At 36.6% G+C, this 22,287-nt stretch carries 23 protein-coding genes; 3 read left to right on the top strand and 20 right to left on the bottom strand.

Features of this window, described 5'->3' with window-relative positions; genetic code table 11:
- Positions 1 to 63: 63 nt before the first annotated feature.
- Genes JOC86_RS09975 through JOC86_RS09965 form a run of 3 tightly spaced genes read right to left on the bottom strand, consistent with a single transcriptional unit; the run spans position 64 to position 3,189 of the window.
- Complete coding sequence (locus JOC86_RS09975; RefSeq protein ID WP_205171599.1) at positions 64 to 501, bottom strand: GtrA family protein; 438 nt, start codon at positions 499 to 501, stop codon at positions 64 to 66.
- Positions 455 to 1,492, bottom strand: a complete 1,038-nt coding sequence (locus tag JOC86_RS09970) for a glycosyltransferase family 2 protein (RefSeq protein ID WP_205171596.1) — start codon at positions 1,490 to 1,492, stop codon at positions 455 to 457. The genes JOC86_RS09975 and JOC86_RS09970 overlap by 47 nt, the downstream gene beginning before the upstream one ends.
- Positions 1,489 to 3,189: a DUF6044 family protein gene (locus JOC86_RS09965; protein WP_205171593.1), complete on the bottom strand. Its 1,701-nt coding sequence runs from the start codon at positions 3,187 to 3,189 to the stop codon at positions 1,489 to 1,491. The genes JOC86_RS09970 and JOC86_RS09965 overlap by 4 nt, the downstream gene beginning before the upstream one ends.
- 188 nt (positions 3,190 to 3,377) lie before the next feature.
- Between JOC86_RS09965 and JOC86_RS09960 the strand changes: the two genes are divergently transcribed.
- The gene (locus tag JOC86_RS09960; RefSeq protein WP_205171577.1) at positions 3,378 to 3,926 is read left to right on the top strand and encodes a DUF3231 family protein; all 549 of its coding nucleotides are present in this window, start codon (positions 3,378 to 3,380) and stop codon (positions 3,924 to 3,926) included.
- Positions 3,927 to 4,090: 164 nt separating this feature from the next.
- On the opposite strand, the gene JOC86_RS09955 is transcribed toward JOC86_RS09960, so the two are convergent.
- Both JOC86_RS09955 and JOC86_RS09950 read right to left on the bottom strand, forming a co-directional pair.
- Positions 4,091 to 4,531, bottom strand: a complete 441-nt coding sequence (locus JOC86_RS09955) for an SRPBCC family protein (RefSeq protein ID WP_205171574.1) — start codon at positions 4,529 to 4,531, stop codon at positions 4,091 to 4,093.
- Between the two features lie 22 nt (positions 4,532 to 4,553).
- The gene (locus tag JOC86_RS09950; protein WP_205171571.1) at positions 4,554 to 4,976 is read right to left on the bottom strand and encodes a DUF1801 domain-containing protein; all 423 of its coding nucleotides are present in this window, start codon (positions 4,974 to 4,976) and stop codon (positions 4,554 to 4,556) included.
- Positions 4,977 to 5,489: 513 nt separating this feature from the next.
- Here JOC86_RS09950 and sph point away from each other — a divergent pair.
- A complete protein-coding gene (gene sph, locus JOC86_RS09945; protein WP_239587514.1) occupies positions 5,490 to 6,476 on the top strand; it encodes a sphingomyelin phosphodiesterase in 987 nt (328 codons plus the stop codon).
- Positions 6,477 to 6,634: 158 nt separating this feature from the next.
- Here the strand turns inward: sph and JOC86_RS09940 are convergent, their stop codons facing one another.
- From JOC86_RS09940 to JOC86_RS09905, 8 genes are all read right to left on the bottom strand, one after another.
- Positions 6,635 to 7,744 carry an AI-2E family transporter gene (locus JOC86_RS09940; protein WP_205171567.1) on the bottom strand — a complete coding sequence of 370 codons (1,110 nt, stop codon included), beginning with the start codon at positions 7,742 to 7,744 and terminating at the stop codon, positions 6,635 to 6,637.
- Between the two features lie 575 nt (positions 7,745 to 8,319).
- Positions 8,320 to 8,706, bottom strand: a complete 387-nt coding sequence (locus JOC86_RS09935; RefSeq protein WP_205171564.1) for a VOC family protein — start codon at positions 8,704 to 8,706, stop codon at positions 8,320 to 8,322.
- Positions 8,707 to 8,719: 13 nt separating this feature from the next.
- Positions 8,720 to 9,166 carry an SRPBCC domain-containing protein gene (locus JOC86_RS09930; RefSeq protein WP_205171561.1) on the bottom strand — a complete coding sequence of 149 codons (447 nt, stop codon included), beginning with the start codon at positions 9,164 to 9,166 and terminating at the stop codon, positions 8,720 to 8,722.
- 13 nt (positions 9,167 to 9,179) lie between these two features.
- Complete coding sequence (locus JOC86_RS09925; RefSeq protein ID WP_205171559.1) at positions 9,180 to 9,536, bottom strand: VOC family protein; 357 nt, start codon at positions 9,534 to 9,536, stop codon at positions 9,180 to 9,182.
- A gap of 140 nt (positions 9,537 to 9,676) precedes the next feature.
- The gene (locus JOC86_RS09920) at positions 9,677 to 10,078 is read right to left on the bottom strand and encodes an NUDIX hydrolase (RefSeq protein ID WP_205171556.1); all 402 of its coding nucleotides are present in this window, start codon (positions 10,076 to 10,078) and stop codon (positions 9,677 to 9,679) included.
- A 14-nt stretch (positions 10,079 to 10,092) separates the two neighbouring features.
- Positions 10,093 to 10,584 carry a DinB family protein gene (locus JOC86_RS09915; RefSeq protein WP_205171553.1) on the bottom strand — a complete coding sequence of 164 codons (492 nt, stop codon included), beginning with the start codon at positions 10,582 to 10,584 and terminating at the stop codon, positions 10,093 to 10,095.
- Between the two features lie 116 nt (positions 10,585 to 10,700).
- Positions 10,701 to 11,318, bottom strand: a complete 618-nt coding sequence (locus JOC86_RS09910) for a DUF4825 domain-containing protein (protein ID WP_205171550.1) — start codon at positions 11,316 to 11,318, stop codon at positions 10,701 to 10,703.
- Positions 11,319 to 11,806: 488 nt separating this feature from the next.
- Positions 11,807 to 12,748 (bottom strand): nucleoside hydrolase, encoded by a 942-nt coding sequence (locus JOC86_RS09905; protein ID WP_239587512.1) that lies wholly within the window; start codon positions 12,746 to 12,748, stop codon positions 11,807 to 11,809.
- Between the two features lie 250 nt (positions 12,749 to 12,998).
- Here JOC86_RS09905 and JOC86_RS09900 point away from each other — a divergent pair, with 250 nt between their 5' ends.
- Positions 12,999 to 13,658: a LysE family transporter gene (locus tag JOC86_RS09900; RefSeq protein ID WP_205171547.1), complete on the top strand. Its 660-nt coding sequence runs from the start codon at positions 12,999 to 13,001 to the stop codon at positions 13,656 to 13,658.
- A gap of 625 nt (positions 13,659 to 14,283) precedes the next feature.
- On the opposite strand, the gene JOC86_RS09895 is transcribed toward JOC86_RS09900, so the two are convergent.
- From JOC86_RS09895 to JOC86_RS09865, 7 genes are all read right to left on the bottom strand, one after another.
- Positions 14,284 to 15,696 carry a sensor histidine kinase gene (locus JOC86_RS09895; protein ID WP_205171537.1) on the bottom strand — a complete coding sequence of 471 codons (1,413 nt, stop codon included), beginning with the start codon at positions 15,694 to 15,696 and terminating at the stop codon, positions 14,284 to 14,286.
- Between the two features lie 3 nt (positions 15,697 to 15,699).
- Complete coding sequence (locus JOC86_RS09890; protein WP_205171535.1) at positions 15,700 to 16,410, bottom strand: response regulator transcription factor; 711 nt, start codon at positions 16,408 to 16,410, stop codon at positions 15,700 to 15,702.
- Positions 16,411 to 16,581: 171 nt separating this feature from the next.
- The gene (locus JOC86_RS09885) at positions 16,582 to 16,941 is read right to left on the bottom strand and encodes a YxeA family protein (protein WP_205171533.1); all 360 of its coding nucleotides are present in this window, start codon (positions 16,939 to 16,941) and stop codon (positions 16,582 to 16,584) included.
- A gap of 13 nt (positions 16,942 to 16,954) precedes the next feature.
- The gene (locus JOC86_RS09880; RefSeq protein WP_205171531.1) at positions 16,955 to 18,886 is read right to left on the bottom strand and encodes an ABC transporter permease; all 1,932 of its coding nucleotides are present in this window, start codon (positions 18,884 to 18,886) and stop codon (positions 16,955 to 16,957) included.
- A complete protein-coding gene (locus JOC86_RS09875) occupies positions 18,887 to 19,642 on the bottom strand; it encodes an ABC transporter ATP-binding protein (RefSeq protein ID WP_205171529.1) in 756 nt (251 codons plus the stop codon).
- A 517-nt stretch (positions 19,643 to 20,159) separates the two neighbouring features.
- A complete protein-coding gene (locus tag JOC86_RS09870; protein ID WP_205171527.1) occupies positions 20,160 to 20,933 on the bottom strand; it encodes a PepSY domain-containing protein in 774 nt (257 codons plus the stop codon).
- A gap of 1 nt (position 20,934) precedes the next feature.
- The gene (locus tag JOC86_RS09865; RefSeq protein ID WP_205171512.1) at positions 20,935 to 22,287 is read right to left on the bottom strand and encodes a sensor histidine kinase; all 1,353 of its coding nucleotides are present in this window, start codon (positions 22,285 to 22,287) and stop codon (positions 20,935 to 20,937) included.

Genomic DNA, 22,287 nt, shown 5'->3' with positions numbered 1-22,287 from the left:
AGGTTAAGGGCAATTTCGAAATGGTGCCAGGTACAGAATTAGCGATTTGTGCCTGGCACCATATTACGTTTTAAATACAAAGTGCTTTTGGGCGAGGTAATTTGTTAAGGTGTAGAATCCGGTTCCGATAAGAATAGCAAGATTATCTTCAGGGAGTGTGTGACGAATGTATTGGAAGTCTACTAAAAAATCTGCAACCGCCCTACTCAAGCTGTAGGATAAGAGGTAACAAACAAGAATGACAGTAAGAAAACGAAATGCACTACTTTTCAATTGAACTTTACTTTGAAAAGTAAAGCTTCGATTTAAGAAATAGCTGACGACTGCACCACTGCCATTGCCTAGGAAGGTTGAAAACCAATAAGACAGACCTATTACATTTAAGAGAAGGAGCATGATGGACAGACCTGTCAAAGTATTGACAACTCCAACCATTAAAAACCGAGTAAAAGAATTAGTTCGTTTCAGGCAGTTTTCTATAATCAGCGCTATATGACTCATCCTGATTTCCTCTCGAATTAATTAATTTACGCGACATCGGCAAATTAAAAGTATCAATATCGACAATAAATTTCGGACGGCGTTTCGATTCATTATAGATTTTCCCAACATATTCCCCCACTAGCCCGATGGCCATTAATTGTAGACCTCCGATCAGCCAAATGGAAGCAATCAATGAGGTCCAACCGCTTTCGGTATGACCAAAATATTTCGAGCCGAGAATATAAATTCCAAATAGCAGACTGAAAAAGAAAGAGATACAGCCCACTGCCATCACCATCCGAATGGGCGTGACAGAGAATGAAGTAATTCCGTCAAATGAAAAAGAAAGCATTTTTTTCAGTGAATACTTTGTTTCGCCTGCGAGCCTTTCCTTTCGATCATAATAGACACTAGTTGAATTAAAGCCTATGAGTGGAACAATACCGCGCAGGAAAAGATTAACTTCTTCAAAGCGCTCGAGCCCGTCTAGCGCGCGTTTGCTCATTAAGCGGAAGTCAGCATGATTATAGACAAGATTAACGCCCATAGCCTGCATGAGCTTGTAAAAACCTTGGGCTGTCGTCTTTTTGAAATAAGTATCCGTGTCCCGCTTTCGTCTTACTCCATAAACAATATCAAACCCTTCCTTAAATTTTTGAACGAATTCCCGAATTACATCGATATCATCCTGAAGGTCAGCATCAATGGAAACGACACAGTCTGACGCTTCCTTGGTGGTAAATAATCCAGCAAGAAGAGCATTTTGGTGTCCGACATTCTTTGATAGCTTCAGACCACGTATTCTCTTTTCCTGCAGGCTCGCCTTGTAGACCATTTTCCAAGTCTGATCCTTACTCCCATCATCAACGAAAAGGATTTTACTTTTATCTGATACAACCCCCTCTTCCTCCAGCTGTCCTAAAAACGTATTAAGCTGAGAAATGGTTTCTGGGAGAACTTCTTCTTCGTTATAACAGGGAACTACGATCGTCAGTATGGGTACATTCATTCTGATTCCTCCTGGCTGTTGATTGCTTTATAAAGGTAGATTTTCCATACAGAGGTTTTTGATTCAAAGATCCTTTCTAACTTCAAACCATTTTCAGCGGCGTTATCAATCGGAACAGCTGAAAAAATAAATCTTCCGCCCATATCCATAAACGCTTCAATATTAAGCTCAAGGTTTTTCAGTCGCTTTTTTGTATGTTTCTTAAACATATAATGTTTGCCAAGCTCATCCGTAAAAATGTAACAACGGCCACCCCATTCATCAAAATAAATGCGTATCCTCTTATTTTTAGCTAATTCCTTTGCAATAATTTTTCTAAACTGATATTTGTAGCTTAGAGGATAGAAATTATTGTAAGTATCCAGGGTGAAAAATCCGTTATATTGAGCAATCGCGGGATGCAATCCGATGCTTGCAACCCTGTATGTTTCTTGCGGCTGACCAATGTATTCTTTGATCTCACGAAATTGTTCCTCTGCATAAAATTGTTTGACAGTGGGTTTATTATGAAAAATAATCTCTTCGTTAAAAAAGGAAACGACCAAAACCTGGGCAGCGACAAGAATGGGAACGGCCATTTTCCAGAATCGACCCTTGAACCAAAGGATTTTTAACGATAGGGCAAAAATCAAATAAACGACAAGTGGTCTTAAAAAGTGGTAACGGGCAAAGTTAAAGGTGTCAAGAAAGTGAAAACGTTCTGTAAGCGGCAGCCAGCCCTTGTAAAACCAAAAGGCATACCAGGCAGATAAGGCAAAATTCAATGCAAATAAAAAGACAAACACCTTTTCCTGCTTCCAAAGTTTTTTCCTAAAAACCACATAAAAGGCGATAAGCATAACCGGCAATATGACAAAAGTATGTACTGTCATGTCATGATGATGCCCTAGAATGAAATTTTTAAAGGTCAGCCGGGTTGAATGTCCAAAGGTTAACCTCGCATGGAAATATTCATCCCTGCTGTTTGGTTCATCATCAAACAAAAACGAATAAACAAGCCGATATTCAACAAGGAAATAAACGATTGTCATATAGGCAATGGATAAAAAGAATCGCCCATTCCACCCTTTTCCCCTTATCACATCACTCAACCAGAAGATTCCCATCGCACTTAGGAAAAAGAAGAACCCTAGTACAATACTGGAATAGAAAGGGAGGAGAGTTAGAACAAGAACATTCTTCCACGACCTCTCCCCATTGCGGATATTCAAGAAAGCCCAAAGTGCAAGCGGCATTCCGAGTGTGCTTAACATTCCGGAAGGCCAAAAGGGGGTAAAGGCCAATGCTAAGGCTGTGCCAATATTGACAACCGCCCATCCTTCTCCCTTAAGAAAATGTTTTTTTAACAGTAAATACATTCCGATAAATGCCACAAATCTCGTGATAGTTTGGCTCAATGCATAGGCAATCATCGTCGGAAAAAGCGCGTATAGCCAAACGATTAAGCTAAATTCAGTGCCAAAAGCATTTCGCGACAAATTCCCATTGATCACCTGGAGGATTACAGCATTCGTTGCCCCAGCAATTTCCCCACTATCTGCAAGGACTCTATACCAGGCAAGATTGGAGTCCAAATTATCATGGACACGGATATGGGCGTTTTCTCCCAAAACAAATAACGGCGTTACAAAAATAACCAATGCAAGAAAGGCGAATATAAGCAGTCTTTGTTCTTTTTTCGTCAGTTTTGAAAACAAACTTTACACCTCAGATGATAAAGATAAGTACAGTTTTAAGGGTGCGCTAATGGAAAAATAATATTCCAATTTCCCCCACCCTAGCAATTAAATAAGACTTCCTGAGGGCAGTGAGAAAAAGGGGAGTAATTTCTTGTCTTTAGTAAAAAACTAAACATAAAGAAGCTGGAAAACAGGAGTGATTTCAGGTGACAACCGTTTTTGAAGCAGTAAAGGACTTCTTGCAAATATCATTAGATAATGAACCAAAAAATCCATTACACGTTGGGGAAGTAATGAGCTGCTGGTTATATCAAACATTAATGGACGAAGCAACTGTCTATATTCAGATTGGCCTTAATACATCCACAGATGATGATGTTTTAAAGATTTTGAAGGAAAGCTTGAATCAATGCGATACACAAGGTAAAAGATTTAAAGATTTCATGAAGAAGGAAGGGGTTTCTTTGCCTCCAACAAGTGAGCAACGTCCAAACTCTGAGCCTAATGGCGTCCCCTTAGGCGTCAAGCTTACTGATGATGAGATTATGAATGGTCTTAGTATGAAGACCGTTGCAGCCGTCACGACCTGTGCTTCCGCAGCAAGTCAAAGTGTTCGAAATGATGTTGCAGCTTTATTCACTCAATGTATGTTAGAAAAAATGAAGTTTGGATCATCGTTAAAAGATTTAATGCGAAAAAGAGGATGGATTAAAGTCCCTCCCTATTATTATCCGCCGGGATTACCTAAACAGTAGTTATGAAAAAAGAGGATTGAAAAAAGTTTCGGGTGGCTTTTTTGGCCATTATAATAATCTGTTGTCAATCCTCTTTTTTACTAATATTGGTAATTAATTTTGTTACCTAAAGTAAAAAGACGCAAACCCCATATAGGAAGCGTCCCTTGAAACGTTTAGTACAGTCAAAACACCAATGAAGCTCTCAAAGTAGAAACATTATGCTCCAAATAGCCTTTTAAACAAGTCAACATATAAACCCAGCCTTCTTTTTGTCCTAACAATATATTCATCAAATCCTCATCATTTTCTTTCCAACCTTTTTCCACCACTTCAATAATGGTACTTGTGTGATCTACTTCTTTTAGCGTAATCGTTACTACTGTTCCTTCACCAGCTGGCCACTGATAGACAATTTTTTTATTTTTCTGTAGTTCCAGTACATGGATATCCACTTCTGCCCCATATTCCTCATATCTCCATGTAACGGTTTTGCCTTCTTCTAACCTCCCAGATCCCGATGAAAACCAATAATGAGCCATTTCTTCAGGATTTACGATGGCTTCGAATACTTCATGAGTGGGCTTTAATAGTTTCACTTTCGTAGTAACTTGAAGATCTTCCATTATAAATCAACTCCCTTTTGCTTTATTCGTTCAGATAGGTTTCCTGTAAAAACTTTATTGATTGCTGAATTAATGCTTTTAATACATCGACATTAATATCTGCTACTTTATTGATGTACACACATGCTTTACCTGATGTATGTTTTCCAAAGTCCTTTAACAATTCCTCACGCTTCGTGTCACCAGTTGCAAAGTATAAACTGATCTTGGCTTTCCGAGGTGAAAAACCCACTAGTGGTGCATCACCTTCATGACCGGATGCATATTTATAATGGTAAGAACCAAATCCAATGATACTCGGCCCCCACATCTTGGCTTTAAACCCGCTTGTTTCAGTAAAAATATCTAACAACTTATAAGCGTCTTCACGTTTTTTAGGGCTTTCAACATTTTCAATAAACTCAATGACACTGTTTTCAGTTTCTTTGGTTTTTAATTCGTACATAGTTGAAATCTCTCCTTTGGAATAAGGCTATTCTAAAATTTTCTACATGAAAGGCTTATTTCCTACTACAACGTACAAATATTTAATAAACATTATTAACCTTCGAAGGATTTGTTTAAACAGCTCACTCCATACAAAAGGAGAAGCCTAATCTCCTTGACTTGTATGTGGGAGTGCACAACTTTTTGATTTTATTGCACAAGAATGGCCAGTAAATGCACAAGAATCTAATTTTTCGCACGAAAATTTGGAGTAATGGCACAAGATTTAAAATTTATGCACATTTTATATAAATGTGTCATTCCATTTGATTTTTAGATTTAGTCCCTATTTCTCAAGGATTGTAAAACTTCTAATCATGCAATAAGACGACTATTTGTAGTTAGATGATGATTAGAATGTTAACGATCTTCAAGAAGATGTTAACAATTACAAATCTTTTGTAAATTCGAGCTCATTTCTTCGTCATTCCTGTATGATGATAGTTGATATAAATGAAAAGAGGGAGATAACATGATCGAAAAGATGATAAACCTTACGAAATTCCTGGTGGTAGCTGCTCTTGTTTTACCAGTAATCGTTTTTTCTTCCACTGTGTCTGCAGAGGAGAGCGATTACCCAAATGATTTTAAACTAATGGCGCATAATGTGTACATGCTATCGCAAAGCCTTTATCCGAATTGGGGACAAGTACAACGAGCCGACCTCATTTCCAATGCAGATTACATAAAAGGACAAGATGTAGTCATCTTAAACGAAGTGTTCGATAATGAAGCCTCGAACAAGTTGTTGAATGGATTAGAGAATGACTATCCTTACCAAACACCTGTACTCGGGCGCAGTACTAGTAACTGGGATGAGACTCTCGGAAGCTATTCATACACGACCCCCGAAGATGGCGGAGCGGCGATCGTCAGCAAGTGGCCAATCGTTGAAAAGATTCAATACGTATATAAAGATGGGTGCGGAGCAGATTGGTTGGCTAACAAAGGATTTGTTTATGTAAAAATCAATAAAAACGGGCATTTCTACCATGTAATCGGAACTCATATGCAATCAGAGGATGAACGCTGTTCGGATGGAGAAGCCGCATCCGTGCGTAAAGCCCAAATGGATGAAATAAGCGGATTTATCGATCAAAAAGACATTCCTGCAAGTGAAGTGGTTTACATTGGTGGAGATCTAAATGTGATCAAGGGAACTCCAGAGTATTCTTCAATGCTTAAGGATCTAAATGTGAATGCCCCTACTGCCTACACTGGTTTCACATCCACATGGGATCCTGACACGAATGGGATTGCAGGTTATAACTATCCACAGCTCGAACCGCAATATTTAGATTATATTTTTGTCGAAAAAAGTCATAAACAACCGAGTAACTGGTATATTAACGCTATGAATATCAAGTCACCAGAATGGTCGGTGACATCATTTGGAAAAACGTATACCTATAATGAGTACTCGGATCATTATCCTGTTGCTGGTTACTCAGTACCGTAATTTTTGTTCGAACAAAGTAAACCTATCCAACAACAAAAGCTGACCATAAAAGTCAGCTTTTTTTTATTAAAAAGACTGTTGTTATCAATCACTCTTCAGCACTGAATTCAAAATTACTCTTATTGATTTTGTTCCTAGCTTAAAGGTAACACCACCTTCTAAACCTCTATCTCCTCTTTATCCAAATAGCTCTTTCTTACTTTAAGGAATCTCACTACATTTAAAACAAGCGTTTTCAATACAGCATAGACTGGAATAGCTAAGATCATTCCTAGGACTCCAGCAAGATTACCTGCTACAAGCAACAAAATGATGATAGTAGCTGGGTGTGTATCCAAAGTTTTTCCTAGGATAAGCGGTGATAATACATTCCCTTCAATTTGCTGGGCAATGGTAATTACGACAATAACCAAAAAGGCTTGGGTAGGTGAATTGAACAGGGCGATAATAACCGCTGGAGCTCCACCTAAGATCGGGCCAACATAAGGAATAATATTGGTGACAACGACAATCATCGCCATTATCAAAGCATAAGGGAGATCAATGATCAAATAACCGATATAAGCAAGTGTCCCGACAAATGTTGCCACAATCACCTGTCCTTGGATATAGGCGGCCAAGGTTTTATTCGTATCCTTGATGATTTTAAGCCCCTCTTGTTTATACTTTGAGGGGATAAAACGAGCCAAGGCATGTGGAAATCGATGACCATCCTTGAACATGTAGAATAAAAGGAATGGCACAGTAACAATCGTAATCGTCGTACTGGTTACCCAACCGATTACAGTAGAAATACCGTTTGTAAGACGATCGGGAAGTGTATTGGCAATATCGGAAACCGCCTTCTCTATATCATCAATCGTTACATAATCCTGTTTAACGACCCATTTGTATTCCTCGGTTGTAGACACCTCGTCAATAAGTTCCTTCGTCTGTTTAGCATATGTAGGAATGTCCTCGACTAACTGCGTCACTTGTTTTGTAAAAATAGGGGCAATTAAAAGGATTACTAGGGTGATTAACCCGATCATCAATAAATAGATTAAAAGAATCGCCACTGTTCTAGGAACCTTTAGCATTTGAATTTTATTAACAATGGGGTTTAATAGAAAATAGAGAAACCCTGAAATAATAATGGGAAAAAATAGAGTCGTTCCAAAGACAACCAAGGGTTCAAACAAGAAAGTTATTTTCGTTGATACATACAAAATCAGTGCAATGAGCAAAATTTCAAGTGTCCAGAAATGCAACTTTGACGATTTAAACAAATTTTCATCCTCTTTTCTTCTTTGATCTCAGTTAGCACACATTTTTTATTTCCTACTCAAAAGGTTTGTAAACTTCCAAAGTTTTACCTATTTTCATTTATTATATAGTGTAGGGTTGGTTCTAACAATTGATACGTAGTTAAAGCATTAAAACTGCTATCTAGTAAGAAAGTTTTTCGAAAAGGGTCTGATGGTTTTAGCTAAAGGCTCTTTTCGTAGAGATTGTTGTTTATTGAGAATAAACATTTGACCGTTGCTTTCCGCGGGGAGGAAGTCAAGCCTCCTCGACGTTCCGCCTGCGGGGTCTAGACTTTTCCTCTGCATCCTGCAGGAGTCAAATGCCTTCCGCTCCAATCCACTCTTCGTTTTCAATATTGTTAAAAGCAACAAACTTTTAGAAAAGAGCCTAGCTAAAAGAACAAATAAAAACGGGCTTCCCCAAAACCAAGGAGTCAGGAACCACAACTTCAACATATAGAAGATACCTACAAGACACCTTCTATATACGGGCAATCATAGTGGTTCCGGACCCCTTATGGGACAGCCTCGTCTTTTTACTAAACTAGCCTTATTCATTATTTGTGAATAGCATTCATTTTTATATTCTTTTCTTCTTCACTTAAATATTCAAAGAGTCCAACCCGATTCCCCCAAGGATCCGTAAAGGTTCCCCACTTCACTGGGACTTCTGGTCTTTCATGAATCTCAAAGTCTTCCATTTCGAGCTCCTTCATTAACCGATCCCTTGTCGTAATAATATTCGGTACACCTAACCTAAGGGGACCACTTGCCTCTGATGGTACTCCTTCTGCCACTTGCAGCCAGCACCTTGGAATGAGTTCCCACTCTGCAAAACCTTCATGAGGAACAAAATCGGGTTCTCTATTTAATAAGGTTCGGTACCACCTCTGACCTTCTGCCATATCCTTTACACGAATTTGGATCGTCACTTCATATATCATTTTAACTACCACCCTAAGTTAATAATAAATCATCCTTATACACGATCCCATGCTCCAAATAAATTTTTAATAAAGTCAAAGCCTCTCCCCAACCAACAGCACATCCAATACACGCAGTCAGGTCTTTATCTGAGTTTGAATATCCTCGTTCTTCTAAAACGACTAATGTTCCTTCTTTATAAGGTTTCAATTGAAAGGTTACAGTCGTATTATTTTCACCAGGATTCCATTGAAAAGTAAAAGTTTTAAAAGGAATCGCTTCTATTATTCTCCCACCGTCTTCGATTTCATGATCATCGCTACTTTTCCATCGAAATTGAATATTTCCAGTGCCATCATGATTTAAATCAATGGTTGTATAGTCTGTAAACCATGCATTCCATTCATCTTCATGTATTAACGTTTGATAAACCTTTTTAGGTTCAACTTTAATGTACATCTGATGTCTTATCTCAGGCACAAGCGCACCTCCTCTATTCATCAGAAAACTCCACAAGTTCGATTTGGTTTCCTGCAGGGTCTTCGATGATGATATAACGCCCCGGCGGACAAGGTTTAGGTTCATCAAAGAGGATCTTTGCACCTTTTTTCTTCAATAGATCAAAATCTTTATCAAGATCATTTGAATGAATTCCTATTAATACATTTTGTTTCCCTACATTGTTTAGCTCTGTTTCCTCTAAAACTATCGGTATTTCATTATGTACTAAGCTAACAATCCTTTCGCCATAATGCTTTGAAATTTTAAAATCCAGTACCTTTGTATAAAAATCAATAGCTGCAGACATTCGGTCGACTTTAACGGTTATTACACATACTTTATTTAACATCTTATGACCTCCCTTGTTTATATGGAAAGTGTAAGATAAAAAATTTCTTCTACTTTGCTTTATGTTCATCTTTTTCAAATAATAATTTGGGTGAGTATCTCTATTCCTATAAACAATATGTAGTATTAAAATTTTTTTGATCACTTAAAAATATGCAAGTTACTCACCTTATCGTTAAAAGCATCATAAATTCTTTTCATGTTCCATGGATGCATTTCCTTAGGTAGATCCCCTTTATCAAAAAATGCTATTTGTTCGATTTCACCATTAGGAACAAATTCTGCCTTTTGAATGATCCTTGCTTTGAATAAAAGCACCAAGTCATCCTTTTCTGGAGCTGAATATAGGGATATTAGATAATCAATTTCTACTAAGAATCCTGTTTCCTCATAGACTTCCCTTTTCACTCCATCAATGGGGGATTCATTCTTTTCCAAATGACCTCCAGGCAAAGTCCAATTTCCAGAACCATAATTTATCTTTACGCATAATATCCTATCTTCTTCATCGATAACTGATGCAAAAACACCTACTTTAGGCATAAGATATCCCCTTTTTAGATTGTTTCAAATGATTGAGATAAAAACTCTCTATAGATTAAATCACTCGATACAGGTTTTTCACCTAACTGCCGAGACCATACGGATAATTGACCTATGTGATGAACTTCATGGGTGATGATATGTTTAACGATTTTCCCATACGAAAAAGAAGATAGATGACCGTTCCTTCTTTTAATCTCCAGGATTTTTTTCTCAGTATTCGAATTCCACTCTCTCATAAATTGTTCGGTTTGTTTTTTTGTAAAATTTGAGTACTCGATCACTTCTTGGAGAGTCGAAATGGAGTTTATATCGATTTGAGTTACACTAGTCCTTTTCATTTGATTTATCCAAATTTGTTCACAATCAATCACATGAAAAAGTGTCTTTAAAATACTTCCCATTCCGCCAGCACGTTCTTTAACTAATTCTTCCGCAAATCGCTTCTCACACCATTTAAACCAATCTTCTCTTACTTGCCAGTTGTAATAGAATAGTTCTATCACTTTAAAACCACCTTGCTTTAATTCTAGTTTCAATTTGATTTCTGCTAGAAACATCTGAACCTATAATCAAGAAGAATTAGTGGAATTTTTTCAAAATACTTCTTTTTTACATGTACTTAATCCTTAATTGGAAACTTTTCAAAAAATTGATTACGAAATTCAGCAGATAACACTAATTCTTCAAAGGTTTCCATATTTTCTTTTAGAAGTTTTTCTGTAGCTTTTTTGTTCTCATCATGGAACATAGCCATTGCTTCATTTTTTAAAACAGCTTTATCCATTGGGAAATAGTTTAGATTCTCTGTAAGTATTTCAACCATATTTCCTCTAGATACGGAAAAGGAACTATTATCAATTTTAAAATGATATTCTAATGAATTGGGTACAAGGATTGTTAATAAAATAGCGTTATAAAGGAAGTTCTTCTCTAGAGTATCGTTCCCATCAAACCAGTATTCTGATATGTAGTTTTGTGAGAAATCCCCTCCATTGAACCCATATGTTACTTTAATCTTTTCACCCGTTAAATCTAATTCTCTAAAAGACTCTCCCCCTGGTAAATCCCCAATTATTGCTGATACTCTGTTCCCGCCAACATACGTTCCGATATACTCATTAAGGGTTTCGAACTCAATATCTTCTATTGATTTCATTTGTACTTCGTCCTCTTTTGAACATCCATACGTAAACAAAATAGTGGTTAGTGCTATTAACAATACTTTTACTAGTTTCATATTCACTCCTAGAAATATCTTTAGAATAGAAAAAATCCCCCTGAGATTCTGTTTCCTATGGGCGTAGAATAGTTCATCATCTAATTTCTATTACTCATTCCCCATTAAGGTAAAATATCCCACTGTTATTTATTTCTACTTTTTATTTAACATTCCTCCCTCTTTCAATTGGATACTGAATAAAGTTCCTATTAATCTGTCGGAATGGGAAATTATGATAATAGACACAACCAAATTGGGGTTGATTCAAGGCCGAGATCAATTAATTTGTCCGTTACGAGCAATAATTTGTCCATTTCTGTTATTAATTTGTCCGAAATGGCAAGTAATTTGTCCAAACTCTCCTATATATTGACCGCTCGACAAACTACTGCAAAAATCGTAAACCTCTTTTACTATGTTCATGTTTCCCGGTGAAACGATTAAGGAGGTCTCTCATCCGAGATTGCCCCTTTTGTCAGCACTCAGTTAATTTTGTAACAAAGCAGTTAACCCATCATAACCTTTTGAAACTCATTGATAAACGCTTCATGATGCAGTTTTATGGCGATTCGTGTTTCACCTGGCTTACCAGTTGGTCTAAGATCAATATAGGACAGACCCCTTGCCTCGATTTCTTCCACTACATTTGCATCGTAATAGATATAATCCACGATATTTTCATTTTTCACTACCATTAATGTCACCAGATCGTGAATCGGCGCCCCAATGATTCCTGGAACAAAGGTTTTATAAGCCTTGTAATAATAATTGAAGATGGGTTTAATCATGAATGCATATGGATTGGCCGTGCTTTCAGAAAGGGATTCGACTACATCTGGGGTGAGATAAGCATAGTTTGTTACATTCAAAGGAGTGATCGTTAGATTATGGGCATTTTTAAGAAGGTAATTAGAGGAGGTAGGGTCTCCATAAAAATTAGCCTCGGCCAATGGAGTCACATTCCCTGGCACAAAGAAAGCCCCTCCCATCAAATAGAAGGCCCCCACCATTTGCATTTGTTCTTTATACAAAATAAACGCCATCGCCAAAGTCGTTGACCGCCCTGTATCTACGATGTTGAGCTCTTCTTTATAAAACTCAACAATTTTCCGGATCATGTCAAATGGATACAGCTGATACTGCAGATCACTAGGAGGATGGATAGGACCTATTCCTTCTTCTCCGTGAATTTCAGGATAGAAGGTCACTTCTTCCTCCGTAACTGGCTGGACTGCTCCTGGAATGATTGGAACATTTGGTTTTCCACCTAATCTTAACAAATATGCAGCATTGGCAGTAGCAGTAGCTTTAGTAACATTCCCATAACTCGTAACAACGCCCACGAGTTCGAGCTCGGGATCCATAAGGGCATACATAATAGCAAGAGAGTCATCAATGCCAGGGTCACAAAATAAAAGAACTTTCTTAGCCATTTTCTTCTTAACCATCAGCTATCCCCCTCAAAAGAACCATATGGAAGTATATGCCTGCTAATTAAGAGAAATATCCGTTTTAAGATGAAATTCATTTTTTTTCCGAAATGTTTGTTCCTACATTTCGGAACTTTAAGTAAATAAAAAAGCATCAAAAAGTTGGGTTCCATTCATTCTATTCTAGAATTGCCTACTTAAAAAATATGAATGAGTGTTGAAGTTACACATATGATGGAAGAGGGACAAGAGTTCTGGGGGAATTTATATGGAATTTCTATTTACTTTTATCCATTATATTGTATTGGGGATAAGCCTTGCCGCTCCGATAGGTCCAATGAATCTAGAAGTGATTAAACGAGGGTTGACTAATGGTTTTTTTCAAGCATGGTTTGTAGGACTCGGCGGGTTAACGGGTGACTGTATTATTCTCCTTACGATTTACTTTGGATTCCATTCTTTTATTCAATTAATCAGTGTTCAAGTGCTGATGTATATAATAGGCATTGTGATGCTCGGATCTTTAGGGATATCTAGTATAAAATCAGCATTTTCCAAGGATCCTTATTTATTCATGCTAGAAGAAAAAAAGAAACAAGGTAAAAATGCTTACTTAACAGGGTTTATCATCTCAGTAGCCAATCCGCTGAGTTTATTTTTTTGGTTTGGCGTTTTCGGTACTTCTCTTAAGGAATTAATGGACGCCTATTCTTTACTTGGCTCCCTCCTCTGCAGCTTTGGAATTATCATCGGTTTATTTCTCTGGAACATTAATTTAGCGTTCACCTCCCATTTTTCAAAGAAATTAATGAGTGAAAACTTCATGCGATGCATTACTTTTTTGGCAGGTATCTGTTTGGCAGGATTTGCGGTTAGCTTTGTTTATCATTTATATCGGTTATTGAAAAAGTCGTTTTTGCTTTTGTAGTTTTTTTCTTCTTACGTGTCTTCATTCCACTCTTTTAGTGTGTCATTTTTCGTTTCCTATCATTTTCATGGCATGATCCGTTTTCTTGCATACCTCTATTTTTCCTTTGACACATTTTCACTGCATATTCCATCTCTTTGGATGTCGTCATTTTTCCTTTCCTGGTTTTTGATGTCATTAAAGAGCTCTATTCATTCCGTCATTTTCCCTTTCGCAGATTTTGATGTCATCAAAGAGCTTTATTCATACCGTCATTTTCACTTTCCCGGTTTTTGATGTCATCAAAGAACTTTATTCACACCATCATTTTCACTTTCGCAGATTTTGATGTCATTAAAGAGCCCTATTCATTCCGTCATTTTCCCTTTCGCGGTTTTTGATGTCATTAAAGAGCCCTATTCATACCGTCATTCTCGCTTTCAAGGTTTTTGATGTCATTAAAGAGCTCTATTCATTCCGTCATTTTCCCTTTCGCGGTTTTTTACGGTACCCTAGAGCCCTTTGCCACCGTCATTTATACTTTCACGGCTTACCCGACTACATACGACACATAGTAAATAGAAAAAAACCGAATTGATGTTTATTAAAATCAACAAAAAATACGCCCTGATCTTCTAATCAAGGCTTACAATACAATATCAATCCTCGTTCCATAACCCACCACACTATCGATCATAATCTCTCCATTATGTGCACGAATAATATCGTTGGCTATGGCCATTCCGAGTCCAGAACCTTTATGGGCCTCTCCCGTATTTGTTCCGCGGTAATAGCGGTCAAAAATTCGATCGAGTTCCTCTTTCTTTATTCCTTTGCCATCATCTTTTATCGTAATATGTGTTCGTTCTTTCTTTTCAACACAGACAACTATTTTCACTTCGCTGTCATTATGAACAATCGCATTATAAATTAAATTCGTTAGTGCTCTTCGTACCAGAATTTCATCAACATCCATTAGGATATTTTCTTGATTTACTTGAAATTCAATATTTCGATTGGAGTATCTGGCATCATTTAAAATATCAATCACGACATTCCGCAATAGCGTCACGATATTCATCTTCTTTTTGTTTAAAGTTAGTTCTTTGTTTTTCAATCTCATCGTTAAGTTTAAATCTTCTATTACGTCCTTCATATATATTGACTTTCTTTCAATGATTTCTGCGTATTCTCTCATTTCATCTAATGAAAATTGATATTCTGGATCCTTCATCATTTCAGCATAACCTTGAATAGAGGCAAGTGGTGTTTTGATATCATGAGAGATGTTACCGATCCACTCCTCTTTCATTTGATCCAATTTCTTTCGTTCCCTTTCGTTTGCGGTTAGCTGATTGGATAAATGATTAACATTATAAAAAACATCTTTATAGATCCCTTTAGGTTCATAATGGATCGTATAATCCTTATTTGCCAGCCTTTTAATCCCGTCAATTAATGAATGCAGCGGCCGTGTCAGTCGTTTGCTAAATAAATAGCCAATTAATAAGGCGATAAGACCATCTATCACTAATAAAAGAATACTCCCTATTTTAAAATTGTGTAAAAGATCTCGGGAGTCATAGGATAATGTAATTTTTTCAATAGCAGGATTTTCAAACCCAATGAAGTAACTATAATTGTAGTTATTAACCTTTTTTCCACTAACGAAAACTGTTGCGTATATATCCTTTTCTATATATTTATGGATATTGATAACTTCTAGTGGTGTATACTTTTTCTTTATCCCTTCAGGTAGTCTATAGCCATATAACTCCTTTCCGTTTTCGTCTAAAATTTGGACCCATGCCTCGTTCTTAATAAGTTCTTTTTTTCCTTGTTTGCTAACAGCCACTTCATTATTTGAAAACGTTATATGCTCCTGAAAACGCCTTGTAAAGGATTCAGCAGAAATGGTTTCTCTGTCTTGAAATATCGGTACATTAAAAGCAGCTTGGGCAATAAACAATGCCACAAAGGTGAGAATATTTATGAAAATAACAAGGATGACGACGATAACAACCGATAGCAGAAATCTACCTGTTAACCTCCATTTCATAGCCTATTCGTCCTTTACGATAAGCTTGTAGCCTAAGCCTTTTACCGTTATTAGATATTTGGGGTTTGAAGGCTGTTCTTCAATTTTTTCTCGTAATCTTCGGATGTGTACCATGATCGTATTATCAAAGCCGATAAAGTCCTCTCCCCAAACGGTATCACAGAGCCTTTCTTTACTAATGACCAAATTAGGGTTTTGAAGAAAATAGGTCATTAATCCAAGCTCTTTTCTTTTTAGTTCAATGATCTCACCGTTCTTTGTTAATTCTGCTTTTTGCTCATTTAACTTAAAGGGACCAGCTTTAATAATAAAATCCCTTTTCTCTTCTGTCTGCGAAAAATCGGCTCTTCGTAATTGTGCCTTCACTCTATAGGCTACTTCCTTAGGACTGAAGGGCTTTGTAATATAATCATCTCCACCGATGGCGAACCCTAAAATCCTGTCAATTTCTTCAGCTTTTGCGGATAAAAAGAGAATCGGCACATTAGAAATGTTCCTTATTTGTTTACAGACATCATAGCCTTCCCCATCTGGCAGCATGATATCTAGTAAAACAAGATCGGGTTGTTTTTGTTGAAATTGTGTGAATCCATCTTTCGCTGTAGTAGAGGTTACAACATGACCTATTCCCTCTTTTATTAATACAGTTTGAATAAGCCTTAAAATGTCTTCTTCATCATCTATGATTAAAACCATTTTATTCGTTAACGACATTCCAATTCTACCTCCAAAAATTGTTCTAGCTATTTCTCCATTATATAGAAAATGAATCCCAGATTGAAATTAGGCTGCGAAATGCCATTTTGGTTGTCATTTTCAATCAGTAAGATTCCTTTAGTTCAAAAAAGAACCCTTTATCAAAAGGATTCTTTCCTGATGTATGCTTTACTTTAACTTATCTTTTGCTTTCTCAGGCAGTTCTTCTTTTGTTACTTCCTGATAAGACGTAACCCCTTTTCCATCCTTTACGAACAGACTTAAATATGCTTTTTCACGGAGTTGCTTATTGGCAGTAAACGTCAATGTTTTTGGCTTGCCCTCTTGATCAAAAGCAGGTAGTTCATATTCATAACTGACATATTTCTGTCCAGTGTCCGATTTGTCTTCAATCTTCTTTCCTTGTCCTTCAATCTGGACATAGTATTGATCTGCCCCTAATCTGTTTAGGTTTACGTTTTGAATGAACACCAGACCTCCAATTAAAATAGCTGCTATTGCCGTACATGAAATAATTACTTTTTTCATTGTTATTCTCCTTTTATTTTGATTTCGTTACAATTTTGTAGTAGGCATTCACGGTTACGAAATAATAAACGATGTAAATACAGGTATACACCCCCATGCATATCACAACCGGAATCACTAGGCTTGTATGCATTAATCTTGATAAAGCCGTTAGGGCAACGGAACAATGAGCAATTCCTACTATTAATGGCAGAGCAAAGACAAATAAAACTTGTTTAGAAATAGATCTCTTCACTTCTTTTTTGTTGACGCCGATTTTGTGCAGAATTTCATAACGTCCCTTGTCTGAGTTTGCTTCTGTTAATTGTTTAAAATAAATAATACTTCCTGTAGCAGCAAGGAAAACTAATCCTAGGAATCCACCTATAAAGATCAATAAGCCTGATGATTCCATTCCAGCCGTATAATCGGCATAAAAGCTTGAGAACCTTGCTTCATCTGGCAGAACCGATTGAATCGCTTTTGTTACTTGCTTCGCTTCATCTTCATTAGTAATCTCGTAAACTTCCATGTCCACACTGTTTGTTTCTTTTCCTAATTGAGTAAACAACTGATCACTTACCACAATGGTTGTACTAGCCGTATAATAATTGAGGACATTATATTTTTTCAGACTCTTAAATGTAATGTTTTCGAAGTGATCGTTCATTTTTAAAGAAATCGTTGAACCTACATAGTCAGGTGACATCCCCTCATAGTACCCTGCATCCAGCGCAGCTGCTTCATTTCCTTTTAAGGAAAGCTTGTCGGTTCTTTTTTGCACTTTTGCTAGCTTATTAAAATCACTAACTGAAATGACGGTATACATCATTTCATTACTGAATAAATTATTTTTTAAGGTTGTTACATCTGCATTGATTTGCAGTGTTAGAATCGACTTATGGTAGATAACCTCATGATTTTTAGTGTTTGAAATCATATCTTTTACTTGATTCGTTTCGATCTTGTTTTGATCAATAAACATCATGCTATTTGGATTTGCGAGTTCTACATTACTTCTGTTGTTATAATACAAACTGTAGGCTGTTCCCACGGCTGTTAATGTTGTCGCACTTAGCACGGCAATCATCGTTAACGTACGAGCATTCCCTTTGATGCGATAGAGGAGCTGGGATATGCCAACTAAGTTAACCCCTTTCCAATAGGACTTTTTATTCTTTCTAGACATCTTTATTAGATAAACAGTTAATGTACTGAATAAGAAATAGGTCCCTAGAATAACCGTTCCTAAGATAACAAGGGGTGCTACCATGAAGCCCATCATTTGCCAAACATTTGATTCCAATATATTTTGTAATGCAAGCCAATAACCGACTCCGAGTAATAAAATAGAGAGTAGCGCCATGATGAACGATGATTTTGGTTCTTGTTCCCCCTCTTTATCCGCTTGGAATAACTCGATTAATTTAAATCGGTAAATTAGCCGGTATCCTTGAAACGATGTAAGGATGGTGATGAGAGAGAATACGATAATGGTGTTTACAACGGCTGCTAATGATATGTTAAATTCACCAATCGCCTCAAAGCCCATAATCTTCATCAAAATCGATACGAAAAACTTTGATAAAACGGAACCGAGTAAAATTCCAATAATAAGAGCTAGAAGCCCCATAATAAAATTTTCATAGAAAAGCATGCGGCCAATTTGTTTCTTACGTACGCCTAGTAATGAATAGAGACCAACTTCTTTTTTACGTTTCCTTGTAAAGAAGGAGTTCGAATACCAGATGAAAATAGCGACAAAGATCATTAAGACGACGGCGGCCCCACTAAAGGCCGAGCTGATTTTGGTTGACGCATTAGAAGTAGCTTGAATCGTTTCATCATATTTTAATGAAACGAAGGTAAAGTAAATAACGATACTAAAAATCATTGAAGCAAAATACAGGAAATAGTTAGTGAAATTTTGCTTTATATTTTTCCTAGCAATACTAAAGAGCGTCATTTAATGCCCACCTCCAAGGGAAGCAAGGACATCTAAAATCTTTTGAAAGAATTCCTGGCGAGATTGATGGATTTTATGAATCTCTGTATAGGTCCTGCCATCCTTAATAAATAAAACCCGTTTACAGAAGCTTGCAGCGTAAGCATCATGAGTGACCATCATAATCGTCGATTGTTTCTGTTCGTTTAATGCATTTAAGCTTTCTAATAAACTTGTAGCCGATTTTGAATCTAGTGCTCCTGTAGGCTCGTCTGCTAAGATTAAGCTTGGATTTGCAGCAATGGCACGTGATGCAGCTGTTCTTTGCTTCTGACCTCCGGAAATATGATAAGGATATTTATCAAGAATTTCCCGAATTCCAAATGTACCGGCGATTTCGTTTACGCGTTTTTCAATCTCATTTGCCGGTACTTGTGATAACGCAAGCGGAAGCAATATATTTTCCTTTACCGTTAACGTATCAAGCAGATTATAATCTTGAAAAATAAACCCGAGCTTGCTTCGGCGGAAGTCTGATAATTGTTCTTCACTCATTCTGACAATATTTTGATTGGCAATCATGATCTCTCCTGATGAAGGGGTATCAATAGTAGACAAAATATTCAACAATGTTGATTTACCAGCCCCAGAAGGTCCCATAATTCCAATAAACTCACCTTCTTTAATTTCCAGATCAATATCTTGTAACGCTTTATATAAATTTCCTTTAGTACCAAATACTTTTTGAACATTTTTTGCTTGTAAAATGGTTTTCATTTGTAATCCTCCTTGTTTAACTACAAAGACGATTATATTCCCTGAACCTTACATCATTTTAATGTAAACCTTACATAAACCTTAAAAAACAGCAAACCCTGAAATGGATTTGCTGTTTTATATTTTTGGATTAACTTTTTGGCATACGAAGTAAGAAAGATGAATACAAACGTGAATGGGGCCAAATTTAAAGTGAAAAACTACTTTTTAGAATAAAAATCTCCAAAAAGTCGATGGTTTATGTCCAGTTACTTTGCTTATCTGGTGAAAACCTTTAATCCTCTTTGTTTTTGGGTAAATTATTGGCCAATGAGTTTAGGTTTAATCGACTTATTTTCAACTTATGCGGTTTAATTTTCAACTTTTGGCTTTTATCGATTTCTCGACACAACGCGACAAACTTCTTGTTTTTGATATTTAAACTTATTCTTTTTTAAAGAAAGACCATAATAAAAACGCTGCACCCTATGCAACGTTCAACATGGCTCTTTCTCGACAAGCTCAACTTCTAAAAAAATTAATCATCACTATCTTCGCTCTGATCATCTTCATCAAAATCATCCTCATTGTCTTCGTCATTATCATCCTCTACCTCAATTGGGGGCTTTGGCTGCTCCTTTGAATATAAAGAAATCGACGATACCTCCCCAGTGTTTGCTTGAACATACACATGGGCACCTTCAGAGTGATCGTCTACTGTCACTTTATAGTGTTTCCCATTTTGAGCGGTTATGATTGATAAATTTGTAACTTGGCCATTCATTTGTTGTAACGCAATCTCTTTTGCTTTCTGCTCTGATATAGACGGTGATGGATCTACAAGACTCTTTACTTCCTTATTAAAAACAATCGCATTCTCTTTTAGATCATATTCAACCCGATATTTTTTTTCATTTTTCTCAACAGTAGCTTCTACAAACGATTTTCCATCCTTATTGACTTGTTTAATCTGATTCACCTGGCCCTTTACTTCCTTCTCTATATTCTTTTTGGCATCTTCAATAGTGTTCAAGGTTTCTTTTCTTTCAACAAGTTTTACATTACTCATTTTCTTCGTTTCACTATCCACATCCATCTGATATATCCCTTTTTCATTCTCAATCCTTAGTTGAAAGTTATCGTTCTCTTGATTTACTTTTGCAGTCAGAACTTTACCTCCATATACGTTTGTAGCAATTGCCTCAGCTTCCTTTTTTGAAATGATCTTCGGATCATCCTTTATAAAAATATGAAACAATGTAAAGGACAAGCCTAATAGAATAAACATAATAAGACCAACTTTCAATTTCATCTTACTTCACCTCCAATTTCGGCAATGTAACAGTAAAAGTCGATCCAATTCCTTCATCACTTTCTAAAGAAATGACACCCTCATGCTGTTCGACAATCCGCTTTGCAATTGATAGACCTAGACCGGATCCTCCAGTTTTACGACTTCTCGTTTTATCTACACGATACAATCGATCAAAGACATGCGCTTGTGCTTCTAATGGGATTCCAATCCCTTTATCGATTACACGAATGCTTACTCTTTCCTTGCCATCTTTCACCTCTACCTTAATATGATCATCGCTATATTTCTTTGCATTATCTAACAAAATAACGAGTAATTGAACAAAGCTTTGTTCGTGTATGTTTATATGTATCTCGCTTTGTTCATTTTTATAATGAATCTCATGCTGAAAGGCTTGTTGTAATCTTTGGATGGTCTTCTCGATGATCGGAACAATGTTTACTGTTTCTTTTTCATTTTCAATGATCTCTTCGGATGTAGCTAATTGTAATAGCTGCTCTGTTAAATATTTCATGCGGCTCGATTCAGATGAAATTGTATTAATAGCCTCTTCCAATATATCAGGGCGCTCTTTTCCCCAGCGTTTTAATAGTTTCACATAACTATCAATTACGGTTAAAGGCGTCTTTAGCTCATGAGAAGCATTTGACACAAATTGTTCTTGCTTAGAATAACTTTTTTCCAGCCTAATGATCATTCGGTTAAAGGTCATGGCCATTTCTGTTAATTCGTCCTTCGTATCATGTGTAATCGCTATATTTTCAAATGATCCCTCTTTTTCAATCACACTCATCGTTTCAGTCAGACGTTGAATAGGAAATGAAATCCAGCGGCCTAAAAATCGACTCGTTAAAGATAAGATCATAATGACTATGATGGTCGTGTATAATAATACCCATTTTAAATCATTGATATTTTCAAAAAGAACATCCACATTTTCAACAACCTGCAAATTTACAATCGCTCCGTTTTCATTAATAATCGGAATCGAGACAACCATGAACATGGAATCCTTATATCGAACGACCTTTTCGAATTGGTCATCGTCATATTTCCTTTGAATATGTTGATAGCCTTTATTCCTTGTTACTTGAATAGTAGAGTTATTATCACGGTCCACGATGCGAAGCATGCCATCACTGATTAAATATGCTTGCAATACTTGCTCCATCGATGAATTTGGATTCTCATGGATCTGTAAAACCGTATTATTCAACGTATTGGTTAATCGATTAATTTCAGATGTAATCGTTGTATTTTTGAAAATAAAATAAATCGATGTATTGGCTGCAATGAGTAACATAATTAAAACAACCGTTGTGGATAATTGAATTCGCCTTCGTAATCTCAT

It is taken from the genome of Rossellomorea pakistanensis, from assembly GCF_016908495.1.
GTDB lineage: Bacteria > Bacillota > Bacilli > Bacillales > Bacillaceae_B > Rossellomorea > Rossellomorea pakistanensis.
Note: the sequence above shows the minus strand (reverse complement) of the source record. Positions and strands in the feature narration are given on the sequence as shown.

What these genes read in the sequence shown, in the direction of transcription:
- JOC86_RS09950 (WP_205171571.1), bottom strand. Translation starts at nt 4,976, where the DNA reads ATGTACGAATTAAAAACCAAAGAAACTGAAAACAGTGTCATTGAGTTT.
- JOC86_RS09890 (WP_205171535.1), bottom strand. Translation starts at nt 16,410, where the DNA reads ATGTCGTTAACGAATAAAATGGTTTTAATCATAGATGATGAAGAAGAC.
- JOC86_RS09975 (WP_205171599.1), bottom strand. Translation starts at nt 501, where the DNA reads ATGAGTCATATAGCGCTGATTATAGAAAACTGCCTGAAACGAACTAAT.
- JOC86_RS09900 (WP_205171547.1), top strand. Translation starts at nt 12,999, where the DNA reads ATGGAATTTCTATTTACTTTTATCCATTATATTGTATTGGGGATAAGC.
- JOC86_RS09875 (WP_205171529.1), bottom strand. Translation starts at nt 19,642, where the DNA reads ATGAAAACCATTTTACAAGCAAAAAATGTTCAAAAAGTATTTGGTACT.
- JOC86_RS09920 (WP_205171556.1), bottom strand. Translation starts at nt 10,078, where the DNA reads ATGCCTAAAGTAGGTGTTTTTGCATCAGTTATCGATGAAGAAGATAGG.
- JOC86_RS09905 (WP_239587512.1), bottom strand. Translation starts at nt 12,748, where the DNA reads ATGGTTAAGAAGAAAATGGCTAAGAAAGTTCTTTTATTTTGTGACCCT.
- JOC86_RS09925 (WP_205171559.1), bottom strand. Translation starts at nt 9,536, where the DNA reads ATGTTAAATAAAGTATGTGTAATAACCGTTAAAGTCGACCGAATGTCT.
- JOC86_RS09870 (WP_205171527.1), bottom strand. Translation starts at nt 20,933, where the DNA reads ATGAAATTGAAAGTTGGTCTTATTATGTTTATTCTATTAGGCTTGTCC.
- JOC86_RS09895 (WP_205171537.1), bottom strand. Translation starts at nt 15,696, where the DNA reads ATGAAATGGAGGTTAACAGGTAGATTTCTGCTATCGGTTGTTATCGTC.
- JOC86_RS09970 (WP_205171596.1), bottom strand. Translation starts at nt 1,492, where the DNA reads ATGAATGTACCCATACTGACGATCGTAGTTCCCTGTTATAACGAAGAA.
- JOC86_RS09880 (WP_205171531.1), bottom strand. Translation starts at nt 18,886, where the DNA reads ATGACGCTCTTTAGTATTGCTAGGAAAAATATAAAGCAAAATTTCACT.
- JOC86_RS09935 (WP_205171564.1), bottom strand. Translation starts at nt 8,706, where the DNA reads ATGATATATGAAGTGACGATCCAAATTCGTGTAAAGGATATGGCAGAA.
- JOC86_RS09865 (WP_205171512.1), bottom strand. Translation starts at nt 22,287, where the DNA reads ATGAGATTACGAAGGCGAATTCAATTATCCACAACGGTTGTTTTAATT.
- JOC86_RS09955 (WP_205171574.1), bottom strand. Translation starts at nt 4,531, where the DNA reads ATGGAAGATCTTCAAGTTACTACGAAAGTGAAACTATTAAAGCCCACT.
- JOC86_RS09910 (WP_205171550.1), bottom strand. Translation starts at nt 11,318, where the DNA reads ATGAAACTAGTAAAAGTATTGTTAATAGCACTAACCACTATTTTGTTT.
- sph (WP_239587514.1), top strand. Translation starts at nt 5,490, where the DNA reads ATGATCGAAAAGATGATAAACCTTACGAAATTCCTGGTGGTAGCTGCT.
- JOC86_RS09885 (WP_205171533.1), bottom strand. Translation starts at nt 16,941, where the DNA reads ATGAAAAAAGTAATTATTTCATGTACGGCAATAGCAGCTATTTTAATT.